The sequence below is a fragment of the Centipeda periodontii DSM 2778 genome, from assembly GCF_000213975.1.
GTDB lineage: Bacteria > Bacillota > Negativicutes > Selenomonadales > Selenomonadaceae > Centipeda > Centipeda periodontii.
Genome location: NZ_GL892076.1, coordinates 852,728 through 869,327, shown reverse-complemented (window position 1 = coordinate 869,327; position 16,600 = coordinate 852,728). Strand labels below are relative to the sequence as shown.

17 protein-coding genes are annotated in these 16,600 nt (G+C 57.4%); 1 reads left to right on the top strand and 16 read right to left on the bottom strand.

The features are described 5' to 3' along the window. Position 1: 1 nt before the first annotated feature. The 14 genes from HMPREF9081_RS03880 to HMPREF9081_RS03815 form a co-directional block, all read right to left on the bottom strand. Positions 2-523: a shikimate kinase gene (locus HMPREF9081_RS03880; RefSeq protein WP_040394440.1), complete on the bottom strand. Its 522-nt coding sequence runs from the start codon at positions 521-523 to the stop codon at positions 2-4. Next, positions 520-1,689, bottom strand: coding sequence for a chorismate synthase (gene aroC, locus HMPREF9081_RS03875; protein ID WP_006305686.1), 1,170 nt, complete (start codon positions 1,687-1,689; stop codon positions 520-522). The genes HMPREF9081_RS03880 and aroC overlap by 4 nt, the downstream gene beginning before the upstream one ends. Before the next feature lie 106 nt (positions 1,690-1,795). After that, positions 1,796-2,335, bottom strand: a complete 540-nt coding sequence (gene pilO, locus HMPREF9081_RS03870; protein WP_006305685.1) for a type 4a pilus biogenesis protein PilO — start codon at positions 2,333-2,335, stop codon at positions 1,796-1,798. Between the two features lie 8 nt (positions 2,336-2,343). Then, positions 2,344-3,522, bottom strand: coding sequence for a PilN domain-containing protein (locus HMPREF9081_RS03865; RefSeq protein ID WP_006305684.1), 1,179 nt, complete (start codon positions 3,520-3,522; stop codon positions 2,344-2,346). Further along, positions 3,500-3,976 carry a hypothetical protein gene (locus HMPREF9081_RS03860; RefSeq protein WP_040394437.1) on the bottom strand — a complete coding sequence of 159 codons (477 nt, stop codon included), beginning with the start codon at positions 3,974-3,976 and terminating at the stop codon, positions 3,500-3,502. The genes HMPREF9081_RS03865 and HMPREF9081_RS03860 overlap by 23 nt, the downstream gene beginning before the upstream one ends. Beyond that, positions 3,966-4,427: a hypothetical protein gene (locus HMPREF9081_RS03855; RefSeq protein WP_006305682.1), complete on the bottom strand. Its 462-nt coding sequence runs from the start codon at positions 4,425-4,427 to the stop codon at positions 3,966-3,968. Before HMPREF9081_RS03855 ends, HMPREF9081_RS03860 begins: the two co-directional genes overlap by 11 nt. 28 nt (positions 4,428-4,455) lie before the next feature. Then, positions 4,456-4,842 (bottom strand): hypothetical protein, encoded by a 387-nt coding sequence (locus tag HMPREF9081_RS03850; RefSeq protein WP_006305681.1) that lies wholly within the window; start codon positions 4,840-4,842, stop codon positions 4,456-4,458. Next, complete coding sequence (locus HMPREF9081_RS03845; RefSeq protein ID WP_154647287.1) at positions 4,832-5,332, bottom strand: pilus assembly FimT family protein; 501 nt, start codon at positions 5,330-5,332, stop codon at positions 4,832-4,834. Before HMPREF9081_RS03845 ends, HMPREF9081_RS03850 begins: the two co-directional genes overlap by 11 nt. A gap of 14 nt (positions 5,333-5,346) precedes the next feature. Beyond that, positions 5,347-5,913: a prepilin peptidase gene (locus HMPREF9081_RS03840; RefSeq protein WP_006305679.1), complete on the bottom strand. Its 567-nt coding sequence runs from the start codon at positions 5,911-5,913 to the stop codon at positions 5,347-5,349. Position 5,914: 1 nt separating this feature from the next. Beyond that, a complete protein-coding gene (locus HMPREF9081_RS03835; RefSeq protein WP_040394431.1) occupies positions 5,915-6,358 on the bottom strand; it encodes a competence type IV pilus major pilin ComGC in 444 nt (147 codons plus the stop codon). After that, positions 6,336-8,000 carry a biosynthetic-type acetolactate synthase large subunit gene (gene ilvB, locus HMPREF9081_RS03830; RefSeq protein WP_006305677.1) on the bottom strand — a complete coding sequence of 555 codons (1,665 nt, stop codon included), beginning with the start codon at positions 7,998-8,000 and terminating at the stop codon, positions 6,336-6,338. The genes HMPREF9081_RS03835 and ilvB overlap by 23 nt, the downstream gene beginning before the upstream one ends. Positions 8,001-8,318: 318 nt before the next feature. Continuing rightward, positions 8,319-8,525: a hypothetical protein gene (locus tag HMPREF9081_RS03825; RefSeq protein ID WP_006305675.1), complete on the bottom strand. Its 207-nt coding sequence runs from the start codon at positions 8,523-8,525 to the stop codon at positions 8,319-8,321. 17 nt (positions 8,526-8,542) lie between these two features. After that, entirely contained in the window at positions 8,543-10,267 is a 1,725-nt protein-coding gene (locus tag HMPREF9081_RS03820) for a GTPase (protein ID WP_040394427.1), read from the bottom strand. Then, a complete protein-coding gene (locus HMPREF9081_RS03815) occupies positions 10,264-12,297 on the bottom strand; it encodes a GTPase (protein WP_006305673.1) in 2,034 nt (677 codons plus the stop codon). Before HMPREF9081_RS03815 ends, HMPREF9081_RS03820 begins: the two co-directional genes overlap by 4 nt. 453 nt (positions 12,298-12,750) lie before the next feature. On the opposite strand from HMPREF9081_RS03815, the gene HMPREF9081_RS03810 reads away from it, so the two are divergent. Beyond that, positions 12,751-14,910 carry a PTS sugar transporter subunit IIABC gene (locus tag HMPREF9081_RS03810; RefSeq protein WP_006305672.1) on the top strand — a complete coding sequence of 720 codons (2,160 nt, stop codon included), beginning with the start codon at positions 12,751-12,753 and terminating at the stop codon, positions 14,908-14,910. Between the two features lie 96 nt (positions 14,911-15,006). Here HMPREF9081_RS03810 and ttdB read toward each other — a convergent pair whose 3' ends face one another. Together ttdB and ttdA are read right to left on the bottom strand one after the other, a co-directional pair. After that, positions 15,007-15,618, bottom strand: a complete 612-nt coding sequence (gene ttdB, locus HMPREF9081_RS03805; protein ID WP_006305671.1) for a L(+)-tartrate dehydratase subunit beta — start codon at positions 15,616-15,618, stop codon at positions 15,007-15,009. Further along, on the bottom strand, positions 15,618-16,517 hold the full coding sequence (gene ttdA, locus HMPREF9081_RS03800) for a L(+)-tartrate dehydratase subunit alpha (RefSeq protein ID WP_006305670.1): 900 nt from the start codon (positions 16,515-16,517) through the stop codon (positions 15,618-15,620). The genes ttdB and ttdA overlap by 1 nt, the downstream gene beginning before the upstream one ends. Positions 16,518-16,600 lie beyond the last annotated feature (83 nt).

Sequence of the window (16,600 nt, the reverse complement as noted above, 5' to 3'; positions counted from 1 at the left end):
ATTATTTTCTCCATATCCGCGTTGCCTGCACGATATACTCCGCTACCTCGAGCGGCGAGCGCCCGCTCGTATCCACCGTGATGTCCGCATCCTCATAGAGAGCGCGGCGCTCCTCGAGCAGCCGCACAACAGCCGCACGGCGATCCCCTGCATCCGCATGGTCGAGGACGGGACGCGCTCCGCGTGCTGCCGTTCGCCGGAGGATGGTATCGACATCGGCGGTCAGCGCTACGATCACGCCGTTTTGACGCAGCAGCGCGACATTCTCCGGATCCTTGACCGTTCCACCGCCGGTCGCAATAACGAGATTCGTACGTTCTGCCGCTGCACGCACAGCCTCCTTTTCACGCGCACGAAAGTACGGCTCACCGTGCTCCGCAAACATCGCAGGGATACTCATACCATGCTGCTCCTCGATCTTCTTGTCAAGATCGTGAAAGGCACAGCCCAGCCGCCCGGCGAGCAGGCGCCCGACACTGGTCTTGCCCGTCCCCATAAAACCGATCAGTACGACGTTCTTCATCCCTTCTGCCATACCCTTTCAAGCCGTGCATGGTAGGCAGCAAGCGAAGCGGCAAGATCGGTCATCGTGTCCGCATGGAACTGCGTACAGATTGCATCCGCGAGGACAAAGGAGACCATCGCCTCGCCAACGACAGAGGCGGCGGGCACGGCGCAGGTATCGCTGCGCTCCTTGCTCGCGGAGACCTCATTGCGCGTTGCAATGTCCACTGTCCGAAGCGGTGCCATCAGCGTCGGAATGGGCTTCATCGCCGCGCGCACGACAAGCGTCTCACCGTTCGTCATACCGCCCTCAAGCCCACCCGCACGATTCGTCTTACGATAGGGTTGCCCGTTTTCGCCCATAAAGAGTTCATCGTGAATCTCGCTGCCGGGCAGATGTGCACACGCAAAGCCCGCGCCGATCTCCACGCCCTTAATCGCCTGAATGGACATGAGCGTCCCCGCGAGCTGTCCGTCGAGACGACGATCCCACTGCGTATGGGAGCCAAGCCCGACCGGAAGCCCGCGCACAACGATCTCAAAGATGCCGCCAAGCGTATCGCCATTCGCCTTTGCCTGGTTGATGTATGCCTTCATGCGTGTCTCTGCCGCAGGATCACAGCAGTTCATGTCGCTGCTGTTCGTCACACCGATGTCCTCATCGCGGATTGCCGCACGGTCAACCGACACGCCGCCGATCTCAGTCACATGAGAGGCGACGGTCACACCGACGGCAGCGAGCAGCTGACGGCAGACAGCACCGACAGCAACACGCATCGTTGTCTCGCGCGCACTCGAACGTTCGAGGATGTCACGTGCGTCATCGCGGTCGTATTTCAGTACGCCCGTGAGATCGGCATGCCCCGGACGGACGGCAGTAACCTTCGGCCCCGCCGGATCTCCGAAGGGATCCATGCGCTCCGTCCAGTTTGCAAAGTCGCGGTTCACGACCTGAAGTGTGATCGGCGAGCCGAGTGTCTCACCGAAGCGCACCCCCGAGAGAACTTCGACCCGATCGGTTTCGATCTTCATGCGGTCGCCGCGCCCATACCCTTGCTGACGGCGCGCAAGCTGCGCATCAATGGCCTCGCGCGTGAGCCGCAGTCCGGCGGGCATACCGTCGAGGATCGCCGAGAGCGCCGCACCGTGTGACTCACCGCCTGTGACAAAACGCAGCTGACTCATTCAAATTCCTCCCCATATAACATATTTGCATTCATTTTGAAGTAAATTCGATATAAGACGACCTTTTCCTGCAAACGCTCCTGTCTTTGTCCCATGGAGGGATCCATCACGGCTCTGCTGCCGCATGCGCCGCAATATGGAGAAGCAGAACGCCATGCATTTCATTTCCCTCAGCAGTGATCGAAAAGGAGCCGAATCGAACGCTGCGTTCGCCCTCCTGTACAGCGTGCAAAAAGGAGAGCACATCGAAATAGGTTCCACGAAATTTGAGCTCAATCGGCTGAATGATAATTTCGCCCACGGTCTCGGGCGGCTGTGGTGCAAAGCTGACAACGGTCACATTGTTGCGCCGCGCAAGAAGCTCTACTGCATGGATAAACCGCCCCTGCCCACGCTCCTCCGGCAAGGCATCCGCGAGGCGGGCCTGACGCGCACGCAGTTTCGGCTCCGCCCGCTCATCTGTGAGCAGCAAGCGCTGATATGCATCCACACGTGCAAGCTCAGCCTCAGCCGCCTCCCGCTCGGCACGCGCAGCAGCGTGCTCCGCCGTGATGACGGGAGAAACGACAAACAGGTAGAGGAGGAGCAATCCGATCGCCCATATCAGTGCAATCTCGATGCGCTGCCGCACAGAAAACCGATCCATAGCGCCTCCTACCAACTGCTGCTCAGGATGAAGTGAATGCGCTCGGTCATATCCTCCGCCTGCTCGCCCGGACCCGCATGCTCAAGCGCGATGTCCGCAGAGAAAAATGGATCTGCCTCCATCGCTCCCATGAGGGCGGCGAGCGCCGCATAGTGCACGGCCTCACCTTCGATCCGAACGGCGTGTTCCTCCGCCCGCACGCCCGTGAGACGGACACCATCCACCGTCATCGAACCGAGATGAATGAGCAGTGCACGCACGGGCAGCGACTCCGCTGTGAACGCGCTCAAAAGCTGCTCATGCTGTGCCACGTTGGCACGCAGCGCATAGAACGTCTTCATGCGCGCCCGCTCCGACGACCGAAGCGCAAGCTCCTCCACCGCGTGGTCACGCGCCTGACGCTCCGCCATGCAGGCGGCGATATCCGCGGTCACATTTGCCAGAAAGAGTCCCGTGGCAATGACAGCAATGATTGCCGCCGCATGCGGGCAAACGGATCCAACGGCAGATCGTTCGGTCGTCCAATAAAGGTTCACCGGCATCCCTTTACGCACGAGAAGCCCCGCATAGACGGCGGGCACCAGTGCATCATCCTCTGCCGACTCCCACGGCATACGCGGTTCACGTGCCTCCTCGATCTCCTTTTCCAGAGGCGTGGTGACCGGCGGGAACACGGTGAGCCGCCGCAAAGGAAGCCCTGCGGCAGTGAATACAGAAAAATATTTCTCGATGCGGCTCGCATCCATGCGTGCCATCCAGTAGCGGTGTGGAGTCGTATTCGACATTGGTACGGCGCAGAGTCGGACATCGCCGCGCTGCTTTCCGCCCGTATCATCTTCCTCGGCACGCAGCGCCCAGAGAAGTGCCGCATGGAGTTCTGCGCCCTCGAGCAGGACGGGCAGCTCACGTTCCTCCGTATCCACTTCCGCGAGAGGGAGTGCAAGTGCCAACGGTATTTTTTCCCATCCCGCACGGATCAGCTGTGCATGCACAAAGGAGGCAAATGCTTCGGCATCCGAAGATGCGGAGCAGGGCTCCTCAGATGTGCGCGATTCGGTCACCATCCATGCTCCCCCATGCTCCTCTGCAGCGCACAAGCGAACAAGTACAAGCCCATGCGGCGCAGGATAGAGCCCCACTGCCTCACGCACGCTCCACGGCAGCCTAATACCAACGCCGCCAGACATAGCGATTCCCCTTTTTCTCCATCCACCCACGCACGATTTTCGCACGTTCCCACTTCTCTCCATCGGGGATGCGTATACCTGTCTCCGACTTATCGATCGCCGCCGCACCGACCGTCAGTCCTTTCTCTGCCCATGCTCCCTCAGGTCTTTCGATAAAAACACAGAGTTTGATCCCCTCCGACGTTGGAATTGAAACAAGATCCGTGCTGACGATTTTACTGCGTCCAACCGGAGGCAAAGGACCATAGGCGTCCGCATCCCGTTCAAGCGATGCCGCAGCGGTTTCGACGCCGCTCTCGGCAGCAAGCCGCAGCTGCATCTCACGTTCATACTCTGCAGCAACGCTTGCTCCGCCGCGCATAAACTGCGCCGCAGCAAGCGCGAGCAGGAGCACCGCTGTGAGCACGCAAAGCCCAATAGCAGAAACACTGCCGCATTCCCCTCTATGATCCACCCATATCCTCCCGCAGATAAACCGAGGTTTCGAGGCGGCAGGTGCGTCCCGTCACCATGCTCACCCCTGTCATCGTAATGTGATAGAGGCGCGGATACCGGGCGTCCTCCACGATGGAAAACGCAGTAATCTGCACCCCGGCCCCCACAAAAGAGCCTGTAATGGGCGCTGTGACCGCATTGAGCACCAGCTGTGTATCGCTGCGCCAGTAGCGATCCAGCGCCTCCCCGCTCTTCGCATCCTGTCGCATTTCGTAGACGCCCCGCTGACGCTCTCGAATGCGGCTGGAGCTGAGGGCAGACTCCACAATGCGTGCAGCCGCGATCTGCATCTCCTGCCGCAGTTCCGCATCCGCGATTTCCTGTTGATAGCTGCGCCAACTCCACGCAAGTGCAAAGGAGAGAAAGGTCAGGAGAAGCACGAAGACGGGCAGACTGACTGCAAGCTCCATCAATAGAACCCCACGTTCATCCCTCTGCCTAGGGTGTGGTTTCCACACGTACATGCTGCCTCAGCCTCCGCACAAAATCCACCTGTTCCTCCTGCCCCAGAATCTGCCATGAGATGCGCAGGGACACATCGTAGAATTCACCCGCGCGTGTGATTGTCCTTTCGATCTGATAGCTGCGATCATTCGAGTTGATCTGAGTGGCTGCGCTCAACGGCTCTGTTCCCTGATCCAACTCCGCCTCCATCACAGAAAACTGCGCACGCGCGAGCAGCGCAGCCTCCATTCGCGCGGCGGCGTGCTCCTCGAGCAGTGCCGTGCGCGCGAAAATACCGAGTACCGCTGCTGTGGCGAGGGCAATAAGACCAAGCAAGACCGCCTCGAGAAGAATCCAGCCACTCTCCCCATCACTCCTCATCCGGTCTCTCCTGCTCTCCCCGCTGCATGCGGATACGCGCCGCGCGATCAATCACGACGCGCAGGGCATTCCCCTCCTGTTTTGGCACGTAGACACGGATGGTCATGTTGTGACTCCTGTCCCATGTAATATTACCATAGGGATCAAATGCAATCACCGTATTCTTCGCCGTCTCCTGATCGAATCGAACAAGCGGCAAAGGAGCATAGTGCCGATCTTCGCCAAACGGACGGTGCAGGACATAGCCGTCGGAGTGAATGCGGAGACGCGGTACACGCTCCTTGCTTTGCTTGCCGTCCAGCATGGAAAGGGAGACGGCAGTCGTGCGGCTGATTGCCTGTATGCGCCGCAGTTCCGCAACGAGATGGAGCGCCTCATACTCCACAGCTGCCCGCGCGTAGAGTGAAAGTGCGGCAGGAAGCGCAACTGCAAGAACAATGCTTAGGACAGAGAGTGCGATCAGGACATTCAGCAGAGCCATCCCACGCATGCCTTTGCTCCTCATCAGAGCATTCCCCAATAGAGCCGCCAAAGCTGCGCCCCCACGACAAATCCGATATAGCCGCCGATGGCGAGAAAGGGGCCGAACGGAATCCCATCGTGCCGCCCCCTGCGACGCGTGATGAGGAGCAGTGCAGCAACTGCCCCTCCGAGCATAAACGCAGTCCAGACAGCGATGACCGCCGCCTCCCAACCGAGCCAAACGCCAAGCCCTGCGGCGAACTTCACGTCGCCACCGCCGAGCCCGCCACGTGCAAGGATATAGAGGCAATAAAATAAGACGCCGCAAAGCGTCCCACCAATCAGTGCCTCCCGCAGAGAAATCAGCCCCGTGAGCACCGGAACAAATCCGAACAGGGCAAACGGTATCGTGATTGCGTCATAGAGCAGACCATCCCTGATGTCGAGATAGGAGAGCCAGATGAGCGCAGCTGCGAATACTGCCCCACAGAAGCTGCGTATGTTCAGACCGGCAAAGAAAAGAATGCCGATCAAGGAAACCACCCATAACACGCTAAGAGGAAGCCATGCACTGCGTGCGGGAAAAAGCACCTGCGCTTCCTCCTGCATATCAAGTGCCTCCCTGTTTCTTTGCATGGAACTCCTCTGCTGTATGCCCCGCACAAGTTGCGCGCCAGACTTTATTATCCTTGTGTTCGATTTTATACGTCTTGTCTGTCAAGGGGGTTTCCTGCCCATCGATGATCACATTGCCCGATGGGGGCTTGAGATCCTTGAGGTTTGTCACATACTCCTCCAGACTATTAATATCCTTTGGATTTTCTCCCCTTGCCGTCTGATAGAGCACGATCGCCGTATCGAGCGCCGTGAGATCTGCCTGAACCTTCACCGTATTTGCCGTCGTGATGGCAGATGTAAAACGCGGCACGGCAATCGATAGGATCACCGCAAGGATCATCACGGCGAGCAGTGTCGAGAGCAGCGAAAAACCCCGTTGATCGTGCACAGCATGACGTGCAGACACGAATCGTTTACTTAAAATCGACAAACTCATCAATGCGCGCACCGCCCTTTGCCATCGGCTCAACGAAACTGCGCCACACATCCATCACAATGACGCGCGGATGACTGCGATCCTCAAGCGCACTCTTGAGCGCCGCCGCAAATTCCTCCTGCGTCGAGACGCACGCCGCCTTGATGCCGAAGCTCTCCACGTATTTTACATAGTCCATCTCGTGATCCAGTTCACAGGCGATATAGTGCTCATCGTAGAGCACCTTTTGCAGTTGACGGATCATGCCAAGACTGCGGTTGTTCACGAGAATTGAGAGCACGGGGAGTCCCAACCGTGCAATCGTATAGAACTCGTTCCCCGTCATCTTGATGCCGCCGTCGCCCGCAATATGGATCACGCGGCGACTCTCGCCCCACGCAAGCTGTGCGCCCATCGCCGCTGGAAGACCATAGCCCATCGTGCCAAGTCCACCTGAGGTCAGCCACGTCCGCGGCTCCTCCACGCGCAGGTGGAGCGCCGCCCACATCTGGTGCTGCCCCACATCCGTAGCGTAGGCATACGCCTTGCCCGTCGTACTCTGCGCCACCTGATGCAACGCCCACGGCACCGTCAGGCGACCGACATGGTAGTCGTAGTCGTGCTCCTCCTGCCACGTGCGAATCTGTGCCCACCACTGCGCAAGATCACATTTCGGTGCTTGACGCATGAGCAGCTTCAGAATCGTCCGCATGTCCCCCGCGAGCCCGAGGCTGTTCTCAATATTCTTGTCGATCTCAGCGGGGTCGATGTCAATGTGGATGAATTTACGATTTGCCGTGTATTTGCTGAGATTGCCCGTCTGACGGTCGGCAAAACGGCTGCCAAGCGCAATGACGAGATCGGCAGCACCGATGGCATAGTTCGCCGCCTTTTCCCCGTGCATCCCCGCAAACCCAAGCATCTGCGGATGCGTGCTTGCAACCGCGCCCATGCCCATGAGCGTATGCACCACAGGCAGATGATATTTTTCGATGAACGCCGTGACCTCTGCTGAGGTTCCCGCCGAGATCACTCCGCCGCCCACAATCACAAGGGGGCGCTCCGCATTCACAATCTCTGCCGCCGCCTCTGCTGCACAGATGATAAAGTCCGCGTCGGGTTTGCCAGGCGTCCGCACCTGAGGTTCCTCACGCGTATAGGCAACCTCCTCGAAGAAGAGATTGCGCGGCACATCGATAAGCACCGGTCCCTGCCGCCCGTTGCGCGCGAGGGCGAATGCCTCTCGGATCGTCGGCACAAGGTCTGCTGCGTTCTTAATCTTGTAGTTGTGCTTTGTCACGGGCATCGTCACATCGAGGATATCCGTCTCCTGAAAGGCGTCGCGCCCGAGCATGGCGATGTCCACCTGCCCCGTGATCGCGACCATCGGAATCGAGTCCATATACGCCGTTGCAAGCCCCGTGACAAGATTCGTTGCGCCCGGTCCCGACGTTGCGATGCAGACGCCGACACGCCCCGTCGCGCGTGCATAGCCGTCTGCCGCATGCGCGGCATTCTGCTCATGCGTCACGAGAATCTGTCGTATTTCGTCCTGTGCATAGAGTGCATCATAAAGAGGCAGGATCATCCCGCCGGGATAGCCGAACAAGGTATCGACGCCCTGCTCCTGCAGACACGCCAGAACAGCTTCCGCACCTCTCATACACACACTCCTCAACTTCACGAAACAATGATAGGAATATTATAGCATACGTAAGACAACTATAGCAAGCTGTGTACTTTGCCAATTTCCCGATTTTTTTGAGCGACATCTCCAACATGCGTGCGATCACCTCCAAGGGCAGTTTTTCTCATCCCACTCAAATCCGACCATGTCGATCACCTCACGTTGATGGTTCCTGCAAAAAAGCTTTCATCACATCGTGCTCGATACAGTATACCATATTTTTCAGACAGTCCAAAAGAAACATTCCGACAAAAAATCTGCCGCAGGAGAAAATTTCCCGCAGCAGATCATTCATTACACTTTACACTCGTATTTCCCGCAGAAGTGGAAGGCGGGCAGCTCGGCATTGGTGATGAGACAGCGGCTCTTCATACGCGGCTCGTATTCCCACTGTCCGATGCGCGGTGCACGCGGACGAATCGCCACATTCGTCGGGTCGTACCAGTGGCGGCAAAACGCGCATTTGCGAAACGATTTTCCATTGATGTTGACGAGTTCCACAGGCTCCACCTCCACTTTTATGTAGATGTCGTACCAATCTCCTCGATCAAGGCACGCGTCTGTGCCAACAGTCCCTCCAACTGCTCCTTTTGTTGCTGCACACGCAGCCGGTTTTCTTCCATCTGCCGTTGCACTTCAAGAATCGATGCCTTTTCCGCTGCCGTAATTTCATTGATACGCTGCCGCACCGCCGTCATCAGCTCGCTGTATACCTTTTGCGCGCCATCGCTGAAACCGCTGCGAATCTTCTCGCGTGCCTCCCTGCTTTCTCGTTCCGCCTGTTCACGTTTCTCGCTGCCCTGAAAGACGCTATAGATATTATACAGGACACCGACAACGCCCAAAACAGATCCGAGCATCGCCGCACCGCGCGCAATGCTCACCGCCCCCCACGGCGCAAATTTGACGCCGAGCGTGCTGCCCACGCTCTTGACAATGCTGTGCATTGCCGAGCCTGAGAACTCCGTGAGCTTACTGGTTGCGACATTCCACGGCATCAGATTGCCGGTCGCCAGTTGACTGCCTTCCTTCAAACTGCGCGTCGCAAGCTGCTTGCCCGCCTTCTGCATCACATCTCCCACGGAGACGCTATCCGCCGCCCTTTCTTCGTCACGCAAGGCAACAGCGTGATGGCTGATTGCCACAACCTGCCGCACAAAGGGCGATGCGAGAAGCTCCTCCGTCTCTTTTCCGATATGTTCCGCCATCACCCCGAGCGCACGGGCAGCCGCCGCATTCGCCTCATCGGCAAGCCGCTGCGCCTTTGCATCAGCCTCCTCGAATACCCGCTCTGCTTCCTCCTGTGAGTTGGCATGCTCAATTTGGCGGAGAACTTCGCGCCCAAAACCTGTGATCTCTGACTGACAGCGCATAGCAATGTCCTGCACGTCACGCTCGCAGTCCTGTGCCTCATCGTCGATGATGCGCAGCTTGCGTTTTGCAATCTCCTGATTCCCTGTGTAAGCCTCGTGCTCTATGGAACTCTCCGGAGCAGACATGATTGCCTGCTCCAGACGGCGGAGCGGAGTCAAAAGGCGTGAGGAAACACCTTTTTTCGCAACAAAATTATTCAAATTGGCAACAAAGGCATCGTGACCACTCTCTTCGATGAGTTCTCTGCGCAGTTCATCATCCTCCTCATCGCAGGACATCTCATAGTACTTCGTCGCAAGAAAGCTCATATAGAGATCCTCAGGCGTATAGGGAGCAATCACCTTTCGCATATCGTCACGGATGATTGTCTGCTGTTCGGAGGAGTTTCCAGCCGCTGCCCGATCCATCTTGTTGACGACGAGCACCATGCTTCCGCCGCGCTTCTGCTCGATGGCGAGCTGACGAAAATGCTCCGCCATTGTTGGATTGAAGCCCTCCCCCGTGACGACAAAGACAAGGAGTGCCGCATGACCGATTTCATCATAGGTAATTTCGTCATGATCCTCACGCAGTCCTGTATGAATGCCTGGCGTGTCGATAATCTCCATACCGTTCCAGTCAAATGCTTTCGCCTCACCTGTTGTGATGCCCGCACCGATTGCCGTATCAATCCCCGAGAGCATCTTGATGATACTGGATTTCCCCGCGCTGTACTGCCCGACGAAGACGAGCTTAATCTTCCCGTCATCGGGACGCATATCAGCGGGCAGTCCCTCCGTCGGCAGTTCCAGTTTCGTAAATGCCGCACGGGTCTGCGCCAGCAGACTCTCTGCGCGCTCTGCATACGCGCTCAATACAAAGGCGTTCATCCCCATACCTCACTTTCATTGAAAATCGGACTGCAAAAGAGCTGCTGCACAAGACGGTAGTTCAAGTCCTGACTCAATTCCTTCAACGGACGCTCATTCGCAAGAATCTTGCAGTAATACTGCCCGTCTTCACCATACTCAAAGACCTTGTCCTGATACGAGCCAATCAGGTCCTTGCAGTTCTTTGCCAATGTGCCGGAACTACAAACGACTTCCTCTCCAAGGACAGCTTGCATCTTCTTCCTATCCTTCTGCGTCAGCTCCTTCCTTGCAATAAGTCGTGTCTGTATGCCCGGAATCCGCGCAACCGTCATCAGGTCAATATCCTTTGTCACGTCTGCATAGCGCTGCGCCTCCGCCCAGAGTTCCATATTGAGATTCCGCAGCTCTGTCTGCATCCGTCCCGCCGCACGCGCCTCCTCGTGCGCAAGAGAAAGAAGCCGTTCATCTGCCGAAACAAGGACATCACGCAAGCCCTCAATTCGCTCACTGATAATTTCACCAATCTTATCGACCATTTGTGCGCTGATTTTCTCCTGCACCTCTGCCATCTGCTCCGTCAATTTACTGCGCAGCTCCACTTTTTGCTTACGGATCTTCTCTGCCTTGCTGTCACCAAAAAGAGCAACAAGACCGCTGGCAACAACTGCCGCCACCGGATTCACGAAAAACAGCCCCGCCGCTCCTACCTGCATCCATGTCTTTGTATCGGACACATCCCCCATCGAAAGCTGCTGCTCGAGCCGTATCCTTCCTGCGAACTTCCGCTCGATGCGCAAGTCGTCCAACAGTTCCCGCTGCTTGCGTTCACACATATGTGCAACTTCCCCAAGGAATGCGCTACACATGTCCTCCAGCCGCAGATTTTCCTTCATGTAGTAATTCCACTTTGCGCTGATGTCTCCCTCGTAGTGATCCTCCACAAAGTCCGCGATGCCGCTTTCTATTTCGCTCTCCATACGCACGCAAAACTCGCTGTATTTCTTCTTCACACGCGGAAAGAACTCGTCCCACCAACGATCAAGTTCATGCCATTTCCTGCGAAATATCATACCTTCCTGCGCGTTCAGCGAGCTGTTCCGTAGCAATCGCTCCATATGCGTCTGCATAGGGTTGACGGCACAGTCCACAAACGTCTTGATGCGCAAGAACGCGCCATCCCGCTGTACCTTTTCGAGGATATATTCCTCCACTGCGGCGAAATTGCTCGCCTCGTACAGTTCCGCATCGTTCAGCTGACTCTTCTGCCCGAGGAACGCTGCCAGCAGATGTGTATAGACAAAGGGAATTCCCTCCCAATTCTGCTGATATTTCTTTATGCCATATTCGCGGAACTGGGCACAGATCTCATCCAAATTTTCCGTCTCGGAAAGACGATCACGAATCACGCGCAGGGCAAGCGCACGGCGATTGGGATTGATCTCAGCTTTGACGTTCACAAGCCCCAGAACACTCTTCCCGAGTTTCCGCAGTTCGGCAAGTTTCGCTGCCTCCTCTTCCTGCGGCGCATCGTCCGAAACAAAGAAGAGGATCAAGTCCGCCGCCTTTGCCGCCTCCATCGCCAGTTCCTCATCGGCGCGCCCGTCAACGGCACAGATTCCCGGAACATCCGTGATTTTCATGCCCTGCCAGCGGTAATCCCGCACATCGCGCGTCGTGCGCTGATTGCCCTTACCGATGCTCGCCCCGTCGCCATGACGCAGAATTTCCATAAGCGTCGATTTCCCCGCCATTGTGCGCCCAAAAACCACAACGGAAAATTCCTTTTGCCGCTCGCGCAGACTCTGCAAATCTCGCCGCAGCTCCGCTTCCAATGCCTGTGAGGCACGCAGCTCCTGCAGCTGAGCATCGAGCGTATCACCGTAGTCGATGCGACCAGACTGTTTCTGCTCGTATTTTGCCTCCTGAAGTTTTCCCTCTTCCTCCAACACCGCATCATGCAATTCGTCGTAGCCCGCCTTGGCAAGCCGATAGCCGCGCTCGGCGTAAGCAGCACATTTTTCCAAAGCCTCTTGAATATCCTTTGACATACGATCTCTCCTCCATCGCAATATGTTGCTCCATGCTCCACCGTGTAGGACCCCCTCTTTCGTTCCACTTTAGGCAGAGTCTTCGACAAGTACAAGTATAGTATACAGACAAAATGCTTCAAAAGGTTGCCTACGAGGCAACCTTAGTATTTTACCTATATCTATTATTCCTCTACTGAGCAAGTTTTCCTTCTAAAATTAATTAATTTTTAGAGGGAAAATCCGCATTGAATCACACATCATTTTCCACTGTTCCCACTCCCACAAATCTCCCCTTTACACCCCATCCCCATCTACGGTATAATTATCATGTATTATTTTATAGATTCTGCAGTTCATCGCATACAGGCATCAACACAGGTTTCACAATCTTCTTGATGTCTCTTTGTTTGTATTGCCCAAAGGGGAGGGCGTACAGGGGATGGACGCGGAGGGAAAGGGGTATAGAGAAACATGAAGGATGAAATCTTTAGTGTGCTCCAACGCGTCGGGCGCAGCTTCATGCTGCCGGTCGCGATCCTGCCGATTGCAGGTATCCTGCTCGGCATCGGCGCGTCGTTCACGAACCCGACGACGATCGAGACGTACGGGCTCGGCGGTGTCCTCGGTGCGGGCACGGCACTGCATTCACTGCTCTCGATCATGGCAAGTGCAGGCAGCACGATCTTCGGCAATTTGCCGATCATCTTCGCGGTCGGTGTCGCCATCGGCATGGCAAAGGCGGAGAAGGAGGTCGCGGCACTCTCGGCGATGATCGCCTTCTTCGTCATGCACACCGCCTGCAACGCAATGCTGAAAATCGGCGGACAGATCCTGCCGGACGGCTCGATTGCACCGACGGTCCTCGAAGGCACGATTGCCGCCTCCTGCGGCATCATGTCATTCCAGATGGGCGTGTTCGGCGGCATCATCGTCGGAATCGGCGTGGCGTGGCTGCACAACAAGTATCATAAGATCGTTCTGCCGAATGCACTCTCCTTCTTCGGCGGTTCGCGCTTCGTCCCCATCATCTCGACGATTGTCTTCCTCTTTGTCGGCATCGCGATGTACTTCCTCTGGCCGCTCGCCCAGCAGGGCATCTTCGCCCTCGGCAGTCTTGTCACGGGTACGGGCTACATCGGCACGCTGATCTTCGGCATCGTCAAGCGTGCACTCATCCCGTTCGGTCTGCACCACGTCTTCTACCTGCCGTTCTGGCAGACGGGTGTCGGCGGCTCAATGATGATCGACGGGCAGCTCATCCAGGGCGGTCAGAACATCTTCTTTGCACAGCTCGCCTCCCCGAACGTCGTGCATTTCAGTGCGGACGCGACGCGGTATTTCTCGGGCGAGTTCATCTTTATGATCTTCGGTCTGCCGGGCGCGGCACTCGCAATGTATCACTGCGCACGTCCTGAGAAAAAGGCGGTCGCGCGCGGACTTCTGCTCTCGGCGGCGCTCACCTGTATGCTCACGGGCATCACGGAGCCGATCGAGTTCTCCTTCCTCTTCGTGGCTCCCGCACTTTTCGCCGTGCAGGTCGCACTCGCGGGCGCAGCATACATGATCGCGCACATGCTGAACATCGCCGTGGGACTTACGTTCTCGGGCGGTCTGCTTGACTTCTTCATCTTCGGTATTTTGCAGGGTGAGGCAAAGACGAGCTGGATGTACGTCATCCCCGTCGGCGTGATCTACTTCTTCCTCTACTATTTCATCTTCCGCTGGATGATTCAGCACTTCAACTTCAAGACGCCGGGCCGCGAGGACGACGACGAGGAGACGAAACTCTTCACAAAGGCGGACTATCAGGCACGCGAGGGTGCGGGCGGATCTGCCGCCGACGGAGCTTCGGGCGACGCAAAGAGCGCTGCGATCGCGCGCGGACTCGGCAGCAAGCGCAACATCACGTCCGTCGACTGCTGCGCAACTCGTCTGCGCTGCTCCGTGGCAGACTCCTCACTTGTAAATGAAAAACTGCTCAAGGCGACGGGCGCGGTCGGCGTCATCGTCAAAGGCACGGGCGTGCAGGTCATCTACGGACCGCAGGTCGCCGTCATCAAGTCGAACCTCGAGACCTATCTTGAGACAGCCCCCGATGTCGAGCCGGAGGACGATGCGCCTGCCACAGCACCCACCGAAGAAAAACCGGCAGCGGAGGCAAAGGCAGCGGCTCCCGCAGGCGAGGGACGCACACTTTGCAGCCCCGTCACGGGCACGGTGCATCCGATCACGGAGGCGCCCGACGAGGCGTTTGCGAGCAAGATGATGGGCGACGGCTTCTTCATCTACCCGAGCAAAGGCGAGGTGCTTGCGCCCGACGACGGCGAGGTGGTCTTCGTCTTTGACACGAAGCATGCCATCGGCATGAAGAGCGCGGACGGCACAGAGTACCTGCTCCACATTGGCGTGGATACGGTCGCGCTTGGCGGCAAGGGCTTCAATGTCTTTGTTGAGTCGGGACAGCAGGTGAAGAAGGGCGACAAGCTCATGGAGTTCGACATCGACTACATTCGTGAGAATGCGAAATCCGATGCCTGCCTTGTGATCTTCACAGGACTGCCCGAAGGTACGAGCATCAAGATGACCGCCACGGGCGAGGTCAGCGCACTCGATCCGGTCGCAAAGGTGTGAATTTTTATTGGTTGACGGCTCCCCAACGACACAACTGCCGCGACACAAAAGGACGCCGCTCCCGATCATGGGAACGGCGTTCTTTTTGTATGCTCTTTACTTGATAAACCCGACCTGCTTGCAGATCTCCGCGCACGCTTTTTCCTTGCGTTCGTTGAAGATCACCTTGTTCTCCTCGAAGATGTTGTGCCCGTGACTGTCGATGGAGACGATGAGGGGGCCAAACTCCTTCACCTTGCACGTCCAGAGTGTCTCCGGCATGCCAAGGTCGAGCCAATTCGCATCGACGATCTCCTCGACGCACGCGGCGGCGACGACAGCGCAACCCGCAGGGAATACGCAGTGGAGTGCCTTGTGGTCGCGGCAGCCGCGCATCGTGCCGTCCTTCATGCCGCCCTTGCCGATGATCAGGCGCACGCCCGTCTCCGCGATGAATGCCTCCTCGAATTTCTCCATGCGCATGCTGGTTGTGGGACCGACTGTGACCATTTCATACTTCCCCTCACCGTGCTTGCGGATGATCGGCCCCGCGTGGAGAATCGCGCCGTCCTTTACGTCGACGGGGAGCTTTCGTCCCTCCTCAATGACGCGGCGATGCGCCACGTCGCGGCAGGTTGTGAGATACCCCGTGAGGTAGATCACGTCACCGACGTTGATGTCCGCGAGATCTTCGGGCTGAATCGGGGTTGTCAGAACTTTCTTCTCCATCAGAAATCCACCTCCGCGTGCGAGAGAATCCTATAGTCGAGGTTCTTGTCAAAGACGATATGACCGCGCCTGTGTGACCAGCAGCCGACGTTCACGGCGACGCCGATCACGGACGGATGGCGCGCGCTGTTCTCGATGTTGACGCCGAGGACGGAGTGCTTGCCCATCAGTCCCTGCGGACCGAGGCCGATGGCGTTGATGCCGTCCTCAAGCAGCTGCTCCATCTTAGCGGCGCGCGGGTTCGGATTGTGCGAGCCGATCGGGCGCATGAGCGCCTTCTTCGAATGGAGCGCCGCAACCTCGACCGATGTGCCGACACCGACACCGACGAGGAGCGGCGGGCAGGCGTTCAACCCGTAGCTCGTCATGACATCGAGAACGAAACGCGTCACGCCCTCGTAGCCCTCGCCCGGCATGAGCACCATCGCCTTTCCCGGCAGCGTGCAGCCGCCGCCCGCCATGTACGTATGGATCTCGATGTCGTCACGCTCGGGCACGATCTCCCAGAAAATCGAGGGAATCTGCTTGCCGACGTTCTTGCCTGTGTTGAACTCGTCAAACGTCTCCACGGCGTTGTGGCGCAACGGAGCATCCACCGTCGCCTGCACGACCGCCGCGTGCAGGATCTCCGCCATCTCAGCCATGTACGGAAAGTTCGACCCGCATTTGAGAAAGAACTGCGCTGCACCCGTGTCCTGACAGCTCGGGCGGTTCAGCTTCACCGCAAGTTCCTGATTCCTTTCCATCGTCTCGTAGATGGACTTCGCAAGAGGAGCGTCCTCCTGCGCGGCGAGTTCCGCGATCTTTGCGCGCACATCGTCCGGCAGCCGCTTGCCCGTGTACGCCACGAATTTCGCGAGCACGTCCTGCATATGCGCAGAGGCTTCCGCTTTCGTCATAGAAATCTCTCCTTTATCCTAGGGAACCACTGATAAATTCAGCACCATCATCTTAGCGCATCTTTTTTGCCCGCTTTTCGTCG